General features: G+C 48.6%; 11 protein-coding genes. 3 read left to right on the top strand and 8 right to left on the bottom strand.

Translation table 11 applies throughout. The features are described 5' to 3' along the window. Positions 1 to 33: 33 nt before the first annotated feature. The 5 genes from EZV61_RS14125 to EZV61_RS14105 form a co-directional block, all read right to left on the bottom strand. A complete protein-coding gene (locus tag EZV61_RS14125; protein WP_114336497.1) occupies positions 34 to 729 on the bottom strand; it encodes a hypothetical protein in 696 nt (231 codons plus the stop codon). A 320-nt stretch (positions 730 to 1,049) separates the two neighbouring features. Further along, positions 1,050 to 1,238, bottom strand: a complete 189-nt coding sequence (locus EZV61_RS14120; RefSeq protein WP_131416376.1) for a Trm112 family protein — start codon at positions 1,236 to 1,238, stop codon at positions 1,050 to 1,052. Next, a complete protein-coding gene (lpxK, locus tag EZV61_RS14115) occupies positions 1,225 to 2,235 on the bottom strand; it encodes a tetraacyldisaccharide 4'-kinase (protein ID WP_131416374.1) in 1,011 nt (336 codons plus the stop codon). The genes EZV61_RS14120 and lpxK overlap by 14 nt, the downstream gene beginning before the upstream one ends. Next, on the bottom strand, positions 2,235 to 3,977 hold the full coding sequence (gene msbA / locus EZV61_RS14110) for a lipid A ABC transporter ATP-binding protein/permease MsbA (protein ID WP_131416372.1): 1,743 nt from the start codon (positions 3,975 to 3,977) through the stop codon (positions 2,235 to 2,237). Before msbA ends, lpxK begins: the two co-directional genes overlap by 1 nt. A gap of 33 nt (positions 3,978 to 4,010) precedes the next feature. Further along, the gene (locus EZV61_RS14105; RefSeq protein WP_131416370.1) at positions 4,011 to 6,341 is read right to left on the bottom strand and encodes a DNA internalization-related competence protein ComEC/Rec2; all 2,331 of its coding nucleotides are present in this window, start codon (positions 6,339 to 6,341) and stop codon (positions 4,011 to 4,013) included. A gap of 46 nt (positions 6,342 to 6,387) precedes the next feature. Between EZV61_RS14105 and EZV61_RS14100 the strand changes: the two genes are divergently transcribed. Further along, positions 6,388 to 6,903 (top strand): DUF2062 domain-containing protein, encoded by a 516-nt coding sequence (locus EZV61_RS14100; protein WP_114336492.1) that lies wholly within the window; start codon positions 6,388 to 6,390, stop codon positions 6,901 to 6,903. On the opposite strand, the gene lolE is transcribed toward EZV61_RS14100, so the two are convergent. The 3 genes from lolE to EZV61_RS14085 are packed head-to-tail and all read right to left on the bottom strand — an operon-like array spanning position 6,900 to position 10,058. Beyond that, positions 6,900 to 8,138, bottom strand: a complete 1,239-nt coding sequence (gene lolE, locus EZV61_RS14095) for a lipoprotein-releasing ABC transporter permease subunit LolE (RefSeq protein ID WP_338068549.1) — start codon at positions 8,136 to 8,138, stop codon at positions 6,900 to 6,902. The genes EZV61_RS14100 and lolE overlap by 4 nt on opposite strands. Continuing rightward, positions 8,138 to 8,824: a lipoprotein-releasing ABC transporter ATP-binding protein LolD gene (gene lolD, locus EZV61_RS14090; protein ID WP_114336490.1), complete on the bottom strand. Its 687-nt coding sequence runs from the start codon at positions 8,822 to 8,824 to the stop codon at positions 8,138 to 8,140. Before lolD ends, lolE begins: the two co-directional genes overlap by 1 nt. Continuing rightward, the gene (locus EZV61_RS14085; protein ID WP_114336489.1) at positions 8,817 to 10,058 is read right to left on the bottom strand and encodes a lipoprotein-releasing ABC transporter permease subunit; all 1,242 of its coding nucleotides are present in this window, start codon (positions 10,056 to 10,058) and stop codon (positions 8,817 to 8,819) included. Before EZV61_RS14085 ends, lolD begins: the two co-directional genes overlap by 8 nt. Before the next feature lie 101 nt (positions 10,059 to 10,159). Between EZV61_RS14085 and EZV61_RS14080 the strand changes: the two genes are divergently transcribed. Both EZV61_RS14080 and EZV61_RS14075 read left to right on the top strand, forming a co-directional pair. Beyond that, positions 10,160 to 10,729 carry a PilZ domain-containing protein gene (locus EZV61_RS14080; protein ID WP_114336488.1) on the top strand — a complete coding sequence of 190 codons (570 nt, stop codon included), beginning with the start codon at positions 10,160 to 10,162 and terminating at the stop codon, positions 10,727 to 10,729. Continuing rightward, positions 10,726 to 11,766 (top strand): agmatine deiminase family protein, encoded by a 1,041-nt coding sequence (locus EZV61_RS14075; protein ID WP_131416367.1) that lies wholly within the window; start codon positions 10,726 to 10,728, stop codon positions 11,764 to 11,766. Before EZV61_RS14080 ends, EZV61_RS14075 begins: the two co-directional genes overlap by 4 nt. Positions 11,767 to 11,789 lie beyond the last annotated feature (23 nt).

Below are 11,789 nucleotides of genomic sequence, written 5' to 3'. Positions count from 1 at the left end.
GCTGCCTTTTTTGTCTAAAAAAACCAGTGATGGTTAACCGATCCAACTGAGGTAGACCCCAGCCAAAATAGCAACAACAGCCACAGAGCTACGACGCCAACACCAATGGGAGCAATGCAGAACTCTTTGCTGCACGCGATAGCAGTTGGCTAACACCAAAGCAGGCAACGACATCGCCAGCAAAATAATAATCCGCAAACAAAACACAATGCAGGTCAGCAAACAAGAAAGATAAAAAGCAAGCTGAAAACGATTTGGATCACTCACCCCAAACAACTGCAGGTCCTTGACAAAACCGAACAACATTCCAGGATGAAGGTCGACCATCCAATCCAACAATAGCAGTGGCCAAGGCAACAGAATGCACACCATCAACAGTGGCTTACCGGAAAAAAATTCTTTCTTAAATTCACCCGGAAATTGTAGAGACGCCCAGAGAATACAAATAGTAATAGTTAAAACAACATAGGCCGTAGAAGGTATAACATGGGCCGAAATTGCCCCCAACAGTACCGAAAGCAGTATGAAAGCTAGAAAACCAATAAAAATCTTTCCATACTGCAGGCTTCTGCGAACACGCATCAACTCTTCACTCTTCCAACACAGCATTTTCCCTCGCGTCAGAGAGTCAAAATAGCGCCTGCCGGAATGATTTCTTAATGCAACTTGTTTGGCCAATACCACTACGCCCACAACCGTTAACAACATTCCGGTAATCGCTTCAACCATATTTTATTCCTAAAACAATATAAATATCTGACAGCTAGCTTTGCTGTTCTGCTATCGATATAGCAAAACCGCAACCTGCGACGCCCTATTCAGGAACACCAAAAAAGGTGATCTACGTCACTATGCCTTGATTTGGCTCATCGGTCTACTATTGGTTAAAAAATGACTCATAAACAGATAGTCGCCGTGCTATACCGACAACTGACTTGCCGGATATTGACTGAATAGTTAGGGTAAGCAAGCTGTGAAGTTATAAAACAACTGAATAGATAGCTAAAGACTAACTGAATATATTACGCAGCTTGTGGCAACGTTTGATGTTATCCCGTCATCTCAGCTTCAGTCGCGGTGCGCGCCTCACTTTCTAACAACACGGGTATGCCATCATCAATAGCAAACACCAGCTTATCAAACCGGCAAAGTAGCGCGTCTTTGTTTGGAGTAAATAGCAGCTTTCCCTTACAACAAGGGCAAGCGATTATTTCTAATAATTTCTTATCTTTTAACATGGTTAACTCTGTCTTCCTGGTTAATCCTATCGCACAACTGCGACAAAAAATGATCTGGTAGCTGCGCAGAGATGGGTAAATACCACAAATTTACGTGACCGTTGCTTTGACATTTAACTGCGTCCTTTTCAGTGACCAGCAAACAAGCCGCCTCCCCCTGAAGTTGAAGCAGCAATTGCGGATTGAATCCACAGTGATCTGCTAGTGGTGTCTCTTTGACTACATTGCCGCCGAGCTGAGTCACCAATGAGAAAAACCTTTGTGGATTTCCTATGCCTGCCGCTAAAGCGAGTGAGCCCAACTGCTCGATTGGTACTAGCTCTGCTTCACCGTCAACAGGTGCGGGGGGATCAGGTTCTAGTAACATCTGGTAGCGCCCCTTTGCTTCGGTACCCAACTCACCACCATTTTGAATAATAAAATCCACTTCCGATAGACGCCGACACGTTTCCCGTAAAGGGCCAGCAGGCAACAACAAACCATTACCCAATTGCCTGTCACCATCTATCACAGCGATCTCAATGTGCCGCCCCATACGGTAATGCTGAAGCCCATCATCACTGATAACCAGGTCGACGTCTGCACTGTGCAGCAGCAATTCTATCGCTGCCAACCGATCTGCACCAACGACCACTGGCACGCCCGTCCGGCGAGCAATCAGCAGTGGCTCATCACCAACCTCTTCAGCTCGGCTATCGGCTTGCAAATGGTATGGGTAAGTCGGCGCATTGCCACCATATCCTCTCGACACAACACCGACACGATAGCCCTTTTCCGTAAGGTGTTCACAAAGCCAAATAACCAGTGGGGTCTTGCCTGTGCCTCCGACACTGATATTGCCAACGACTATCACCGGAACCTTTGGCTCGACTTGGCGATAACGGCAAATAAACCAACGCCGTAATCGGCTTATCATGTAGAACAGCGCAGAAAAAGGAACCAATAGTTTGGGCCATAGGCTGCCGTCGTACCAGGCTTTAGGAAGTGGTGACAGCATTAATCACCAAATTGCATTTTATGGAGTTGAGCATACGCACCATCTTTCGCCAGCAACACCTCATGAGTGCCCTGTTCGATGATCCGACCACCATCAAGTACGACGATCTTATCGGCGTTCTGAATGGTTGAAAGCCGATGGGCAATGACCAGACTGGTGCGGTTAGCCTGTAGCGCCTCCAAAGCCCCCTGAATATGGCGCTCACTCTCAGTATCGAGGGCGGAAGTCGCTTCATCGAGGATCAAAATAGGTGCATCCCGCAGCAATGCGCGAGCTATCGCTATGCGTTGGCGCTGACCGCCAGATAACATCACGCCGTTTTCACCGACTTGGGTATCCAAGCCGTCGGGCATAGATTGCGCGAACTCTAAAACGTGTGCACTTTTAGCCGCTGCCTCTATTTGCTCCCGGGTAACACTGTCATCACAGGCATAAGCAATATTGTTAGCGATAGTATCGTCAAACAGCGTGACGTGCTGGGATACGGTAGCAAACTGGCTTCTTAGATTGGCCAATTTAAAATCATTTACCTCAATGCCATCAAGGGTAATGGTGCCATCCTGATAAGGATAGAAACGAGTCAGCAAACTAGTAATGGTTGACTTACCGCTCCCGGAACGCCCGACCAATGCCACCGTCTGCCCGGGTTCAATGCTGAGGTTGATGTTCTCTAACGCGGGTGTTTCTTTGCCTTGATAGGTGAATGTGACGTTGTTAATCCGTAAGTCACCTTTCGCTCTTGCAAACTCTTTCGTGCCGTTATCAGTTTCCTCTTCTTCGTCTAAAACGGCAAAAATACTGGCACTAGCAGCCATCCCTTTTTGAAATTGACTATTGACCGAAGTGAGCTGCTTCAAGGGCCGCAGTAACATGATCATGGAGGTGATGATGACGGTAAAGGTGCCAGGAGTGAGGGTTTCCATCATGCTGTCAAAACTTGCAACAAACAGCACTGTGGCTAAGGCGAAAGAGGCAATAATTTGAATCACCGGTACGCTAATGGCACTGGCAGCAACCATTTTCATATTTTGGCGGCGGGTTTTATTACTGATCTTTCTAAACCGCTCAGACTCGATCGCTTGTCCGCCAAACGTTAACACCACTTTATGGCCATTTAGCATCTGCTCGGCGGAGGTGGTGATATTACCCATCGCATTTTGGATCTGACGACTAATTTTCCGAAACCGCTTACTGACGAAACTCACGACCACAGCGATGATCGGACCGATAAGTAAAAATATGAGTGACAACTGCCAGCTCTGATAAAACATCAAAGCCAGCATACCGACGACAAACGCACCTTCTTTAACGATGATTACCAAGGTCTTGCTCGCAGCATTTGCGACCTGCTCGGTGTCATAGGTGATCTTGGATATCAATTGACCGGTGGTTTGCGAATCAAAATAGGGCACAGGCATTCGCATCATATGATCGAATAGTGATTGCCGCATCGTCATCACTACGTTGCTACCTACCCACGACAAGCAATAGGTAGAAACAAAGTTAAACAATCCACGAAGACAAAATGCACCCACCACAAATATCGGTGCGTAGGTCAGCACCCCGGGGTTTTTATTTGTCAGGCCCTCATCAATTAATGGCTTAATGGAATAGATAAATAATGAATCGATACCGGCGTAACCAACCATCGCAACAATGGCCGCGATGAAACCCAGCTTATAGGGCTTCATATAGGAAATAAGGCGCTTAAAATTCGATTGTTGCGTAGTTTCGCTCACTATGGCGTTCTCATCACTTAGAAAAAACAGGTTATTCTACCGTGCCTTACGGCACCCGGACAAACGTTGATACCACTTAGCATGGCTAAATACGCCTGTTCTTTGGCGATAATGCGCCACACTAAGCCCTTCAGTTGTCACTTCAATACTGATTTGACCGCTACAAGCTGTATCGAGTGTTTCCACTGATAACGCATGATAACGCTCTTTCACTTCTTCCGCGGGAAACCGATAGCGATTATAGGCGCCACGACTAAACACCGCATAATCGGGAGCAACAGCAGTCAACCAAACCAAAGAGGAGGAACTGCCGCTACCATGATGGGGTGCCAGCAAGACATTACTGGGAAGAGTCACGCCATTACGCAACATTTCCAGCTCAGCTGAACGTTCAATGTCACCGGTCAACATTAAACTATGGCGGCCATCAGAGATATGTAACACGCAGCTTTGATCGTTCTTGTTACGAGTTAAAGGAAGAGACGGGCTGAGCATGTTTATCTCAAGCTCGTTAAAAAATAGTGATTGCCCGGCCTGGCAACGGACATGCTCTAGTTGCTCGCTAGACAGAGAGCGATGAGACCCGACCGTTGGCGATATCAAAGTACCAACATCCATCTTATTTAAAACAGCTTCAGCCCCACCAACGTGGTCGGTATCATCATGGCTTAATACTAGGTAGGTTAATCGGCTAATGTTGTGCTGAATCAGCCAAGGCACCACTGTATGTTCCGCAACAACAAAGCCACTTTTATATCGGTTTCCCGTATCATAAAGCAGTACGTCATCCCCTTGCTGGATGACCACCGCCAGTCCCTGCCCCACATCAAACACCTCAATCTGCCAACGGCTTGCATCTACTGTTCTTAATGCCAGCAATAACGGTGAGCTCGCCAGACAAAGCGCTAATGGCCAAAGCCGGCGATTAACAGCAACAAGTATTACGGCAGAAAACAGTAAGCAAGCAACGATGATGGGCAGTATATAGGTACCAATGCCACCAGAGCTGAGCCAATTCAACCACCATGTAAACAGAGCCAAAATCTGGTCGACAAACACAAACATGGATCCCGCAAGCACTGGGGAAAACAGCAATATAACCACACTAACAAGCAACAAAGGCACAACTACAAATGTAATTAGTGGCACAACCAACAGGTTACTTATTGGCGTTAGAGGCGCAACAAAGCCAAGCTGCAACAAAGTCAGTGGCATCATCATCACGGAGAGCCCCAATTGCATCACCAGTAACTCAGCTATTTTGCGTGAAATAGCCTGCCCTTCCCTGCGACACCACCACCAGTGCAGCAAAGCGATGTTGGCCACAGCCCCGAACGACAACCAAAAACTCGCGCCATATAACACCGCGGGTGAAAAAATAACGAATAGCGCCATCAATGCCAGTAGCCCAGTCATGCGACTGATCCGCACATGCAAGCAAGAAAGAGCACACCAAATAGCTATCCCAAACCATGCTCGTTGTGCTGGCAATGCAAAACCTGACAACAGCGCGTATATACCGCTCACCGACAAAGCTAAGCAGATAACCAGTGGTACTTTTACAGTGATCCGATTAGATAGGTAGGGCACCCAGCCCATGACGGCGGTCAGCAACTTATGAGCGAGGAGAAAAATCAGTCCGATATGTAAACCTGATATCGCGATCAGATGGCTTGTGCCAGTTACACTAAGCAGCTGCCAGCGGTCACTAGAGATCAAACTACGATCACCTAACGTCAAAGCTAATATCAGATCTTTATGGCTTAACGATTGAACGAGAGCATTAATTTTTGCACGTAGCTGCTCTCGATAGTTTGTAGCCGTTGTTAACTGTCGAATTTCGCCGCGAATATATCCTGCGGCGTGTACCTCTTGACTCACCAGGTATTTTTCATAGTCCATCCCCGCGTCATTGGCGAAGCCCACAGGCGGCTTTAGGCGCACCCGCCACTGCCAAACATCGCCAAGCTTTGGCGTGAGCTCGGTGTGATACCAATTTAGCTTGACCTTTCCTTGCCAAATTGGCGGTGCAAATGGATATCCTATACTGTCAGACGACTCGTACGCTTTTAGCCGAACCATAAAACGCCAACCATCGTCAATGCGCCGTGGTAATGAAATGATCTCACTAGTTGTGGTAATGTCTTGCCCCGCTAATTCATCGGGTAGAATATTAGCTGCGTAATTGGCGTTAAATAGACAGACCCAAGTGGCACCGGCGAGCAAAGCTAGGCAGGTTCGACACCACTTTTGACGACACCAGGGCAGCAATAAAATACTGCAACTGAACCAAACGGGGTCAACCACCCAAGGTGATTGCGCAGCCGTGATGGCGCCAATAAGAAATCCGATAAAAATTGATTGCACAGTAGCTTTTGTTAATAAGAGATTTGAGACTGGGTTTACACACTATATGCCAAAAAAGACGTTAAAGCGGTTCATGCCCAGCCATGAAACTATCAAAAGCCATAAGTACTTACAGATGTTCGGCACCCTACTGCACGATCCGAACCTGTTTCATCTCAATCGACGCTCTGCGGCTGGCGCTTTTGCCATAGGTCTGTTTGTGGCATTTCTACCGATCCCATTTCAGATGGTGACTGCCGCCGCTATCGCAATTTTTATCCGGGTGAATCTGCCGTTATCAGTGGCATTGGTTTGGATCAGCAATCCAATCACTATGCCCCCGCTATTTTATAGCGCCTATCTGGTGGGTGTATGGATCACTGGAGGCAGTGAAAAGGCGTTTAGCTTTGAACTCTCTTGGCAAGGTTTAGCTGACAGTTTTGCTCACCTAGGTTACCCATTTATTCTAGGCTGCTTGATCTGTGGTGTGGTGTCTGGGGCAATAGGCTATTTTGCTATTAGATTACTGTGGCGTTATTCGGTAGTTCGCCACCTGCGCCAACGCAGGCAGCGACGCAGTTAGACTGATTGTCCAAGCACATTGGCTGGCAATATTTTACTCGCTTTCCATGCCGGATAGAGTGTTGCCAGCAGAGACAAAACAATCGCAACAATCACTGTAAACACGACGTCGCTGATACTAAGCAAAGACGGCAGAAAGTCGATAAAGTAGATCTCGGCGTCCAGTAGTTTATGCCCTAACAGCCGCTCTACACCCTGCGCAATTTGCCCTAACGAACTGGCTATCAAGACACCAAGTCCCGCTCCAATCAGGCTTCCCAGCACGCCGTTAAATAGCCCCTGTAAGATAAAGATCTTCATCACCATAGCATCTGTCGTCCCCATAGTTTTCAAGATCGCTATCTCTGACTGCTTATCCTGTACCGCCAGCACCAGCGTCGACACGATATTAAAACTGGCCACAGCGATAACCAAGGTTAACACCATATAGACGATCCCGCGGACCAATTGGATATCGCTGTATAGATGCCCTTGAGTACGTGTCCAGTCACTGATATAGAGGTAATGCGCCATCTCATAGGCTGCGTTCCTTACCAAGCGGGGCGCAGCCATCACATCGCCAAATTTAAAGCGGATCCCCTGCACACCACCTTGCCACCCGCTCAATTCTGCAGCGGTATCAATAGAGATTAATGCGGCACTCGCGTCCAGTTCACCACCCATCTGGATCAAGCGCTTCACTACAAACATCTTACGCTTTGGCGGCTTCATTCTCATCTGCGGATCAAGCGTCGGGATCAGCATCATCACCTTGTCGCCGACGGCAAGCGACAGCTCATCCGCAATGGTTTTACCCAGCCACAATTCATTATCAACCAAGGTGTCTGCAGGTTCAGGCAACAAATACGCGCCGATATCCGACACGTCTAATTCATAATCGAGATCAACGCCACGAGATTCAATCGCCTTCATTTTGCCACCTCGTTCAAGCATCGCATTGAACTTCACGAAGGGCGCAGCGGCAACCACGGCGGGATCGGCTATCGCGGATGCCGATAGTGATTTCCAATCGACAATCGGCTCCCTCACAGCAGTCACTTCACCGTGGGGAACCACCGAAAGTAAACGATCTTTAAGTGCCTGTTCAAAACCATTCATAGCGCTAAGTAAGGTGATCAACACCATCACCCCAAGCGCAATACCAAAGGTCGAGGAAGCTGAGATAAAAGAGATAAACCGATTACGTTGCCGAGCGCGACTAAAACGGAATGCGATCCAAAGTGCCAAATGCTGCATCAGTGTGCTGGCTCCTCAAGCAAACCGTTGACCAGCGATATCTTACGGTGCAACCGCCCTGCCAGCGCCAAATCATGGGTCACGACGATAAAACTGGTACCGAGTGTTTCATTTAGGCTCAACATCAACTGATACACTGCTTCACCAGTATTGGAATCGAGATTACCCGTCGGTTCATCAGCCAACACAATGCGTGGCTCAGTCACCAATGCTCGGGCAATAGCGACGCGCTGACGTTCACCACCGGACAGTTCCGACGGCCGATGTTTCTCACGGTGCGATAAGCCGACGCGCTCCAACATTTTTGCTGCCCTTTTACGTGCATCGCTGCCTGAAACACCGCCGATCAACAGTGGCATCGCCACATTTTCCAAGGCATTGAACTCTGGTAATAGGTGATGAAATTGATAAACAAACCCGAGCTTTTTATTACGAAGTTGGCACTGCTGGGTGGCGCTCATTTGATAGATATCATCGCCATCAAGGATCACCTTCCCCTCCGACGGTGTATCCAAAGCCCCTAACAGATGTAACAAGGTGCTTTTGCCTGAGCCCGAAGAGCCGACAATCGCCAACATCTCACCCTCATTGACCGACAAGCTAACGCCTTTTAATACCTCTGTTGTTAACTTACCTTCTTGATAGGTCTTAGATACCGAATCACAGACCAGTAACGGCTTACTCATATCTTAATGCTTCCGCAGGTTGGATCTTAGATGCCCGCCATGCGGGATAGAAAGCGGCCGCGATACAAAGCGCCACCGCGACGCTAGCCAACATGGCCACTTGCTCAATTTGATACTCAACAGGCATTGAGCGATTGCCAAGGCCCGGCGCAGGTACCAGGGGTAGATTTAATATCGGCGTCAACACATCAAGGTTCAACACAATCGCCGAGCCGATAATCAACCCCAACAAAGTACCAACGACACCGTTGTAGATGCCCTGAAAAAGAAAAACAGTCTGCACGCCAGCAGGGGTTAAGCCCAAGGTTTTAAGGATCGCGATCTCGGCGCGTTTTTCACCAACCAGCATCACCAACGCAGAAACGATATTAAACGCCGCGACGGCAATGATCAGTGACAGCAGCAACCACATCATATTCTTTTCCATTTTCACCGCCGAAAATAACTTCCCCTGACTTCGGCTCCAGGTATCCACCTGCCATTTCGCTGGTAATAGGCTAGTTAACTTGGTCGCCGTTTGGTCAGCCAGAAAAGCATCATCCAGATATAACCTGATCCCCTCGGCGCTACCGATTGGTTTGCGGGTCAAACGGGCAGCGTCATCACCATGGATCAACACGACAAAAGTATCGATATCGGCGCCAACCTCATACATACCCACCACACGGAAACGCCTTTGACTTGGCATTCTTCCCATCGGGGTAAATACACTGCCCTCAGCAACCATTAAACGAATAGAATCACCAACATTGACGCCCAGTTTGGCGCCCATACCACGTCCAATCACCACACCAAACTCACCACTTTTCAACCAGCCAAGTTCTCCTGAAATCATGTGGTTGCCGATGGTGGAAAGTGCCGTTTCTTGCTCTGGCCATACGCCATAAATCATCGCCCCGCGCAGGGTTTTACGGCTTTGTGCCATCCCCTCGCTAGCAATAAACGGCGTCGCCCCTTTCACATGTGCAATCGTCGAAGACTGTTCAATGAGATCTGGCCACGCTTTGATTGGCGAGCCATCTTCAGCTTGGATGGTCACCTGAGGCACTATGCCCAAAATACGGCGTTTCAGTTCCGACTCAAACCCATTCATCACTGAGGTGACGATAATTAAGGCGGCTACACCAAGCATCACACCGGTGATAGAAAAAAAGTTAATAAAGGAGATAAACCCATGCCCTTTGCGGGCTCGGCTGTATCTTAGACCTATAAATAAGCTGGCAGGATGAAACATCTGTTCCTTTGCGGTAGACGCTTTAGTTGTATGTATGCATAAACAGGGGGGATAATAAGATCTATTCACTAGAGATAACAAGCAAGTGGCACCGATAGCCCATGACTGATCAATATTTTTCTGTACCTTATCGACTACCTATCAACGTGATCGTGATGCCGGAGGCGACACCGATCCCCGATCAGCAGCAGCTCATTGACGAGATCCCAGAGCCATTCCGCTTGGCTTCTGAAGTCTCCACTTTGGATCAGGGTACCGTGCGCGCGTTACGAAACATGGGCGACGTCGCCGATGAGATATCTAATTTTCTTGAACTACAAGCACGCAAAATCAACGTAATCATGGGCTACCTGCTGTCGATGCAAGACGATCCTGATTTGCGCCACCACACCGTAAGTTTTGGTGCCAGTGAGTTTTGCTATACATCAGCACAGCCATTGGTGGCTGGCCGATTAATCCAAGTAAAAATATTTCTTCACGATGAAGCTGCTGCCGTCTTCGCCTATGCCGAAGTGATCAGTTGTGACCAGGACGCTGACAGTCATCTAATTGGTGCAAAATTTGTCACCCTCAGAGAAGAAGATCACGAGATGCTGATCAGAGCAACTTTGCATGTTCAGTCAAAGCTGTTAAAACAACGCGCCGAACAACGTAAAGGAGACAATGGGTGATCCAACGCGCTGCTTATCTGCCCGCGGAGTGGGCACCTCAAGATGCGGTATTGCTGACCTGGCCCCACGACCAGACAGATTGGGCTACGCAGCTTGAGCATATCGAGCCCGTCTATATTGATATGGCGAAAGCGATCACCCGCTTTGAGCGCCTGATTATCGTCGCCAGAGATCTGCCTCTGCGCGCGCATATCGCTAAACTGTTGAGCCATGCCGGTGTCGTTATGAGCCGTGTACGCATCCTGATCGCTACAAGTAATGACAGTTGGGCGCGGGATCATGGTCCAATCACTGTTTTTGATGGCCACCAGATGCAACCACTCTCCTTTACCTTCAACGGTTGGGGCGGAAAATATCCCTGCGAGCTAGACAACCAGATCAATCAACAACTGGCCGATCAGGCGCTGTTCAAGGCAGCCATAGTCAACATTGATTTGGTGCTTGAAGGGGGCGGTATCGAAACGGACGGCCATGGTACACTGTTGCTCACAAAGCAGTGCTTGCTCAATCCAAATCGTAACCCTGGGCTCGATCAAACCGCGATAGAACAGCGATTAAATGAACTACTCTACGCCGACCATTTCCTTTGGCTCAGTCACGGCGCGCTCGAAGGTGATGACACCGATAGTCATATCGATACACTGGTACGCTTTGCACCCAACGACACCCTGGTGTATGTCGCCTGTGACAAGGTAGACGATGAACACTACCCAGAACTACATGCAATGGAATTAGAACTAAACGCGCTACGAAACCGCCACGGCGCTAACTATCGTTTACTCCCCTTGCCATGGCCACAAGCCAAATACAGTAGTGAGGGCGAGCGTTTGCCCGCCACCTATGCAAACTATCTGATTATAGATGGCGCGGTGCTGGTGCCTATTTACGACGATCCAGCCGATGAACAGGCACTTGCGGTCATTGCGCAAGCGTACCCAGGGCGTGAAATCATCGGCATCGATTGCCAAGCAGTGATAGCGCAATTTGGTAGCCTGCACTGTCTCACTATGCAAATCCCAAAAGGCACGCTCGCCTAACGGCGCTAGCAAAGGAGCAAAGA

Source organism: Corallincola luteus, from assembly GCF_004336975.1.
GTDB classification, from domain to species: domain Bacteria; phylum Pseudomonadota; class Gammaproteobacteria; order Enterobacterales; family Neiellaceae; genus Corallincola; species Corallincola holothuriorum.
This window is presented reverse-complemented; position numbering and strand designations above follow the sequence as displayed.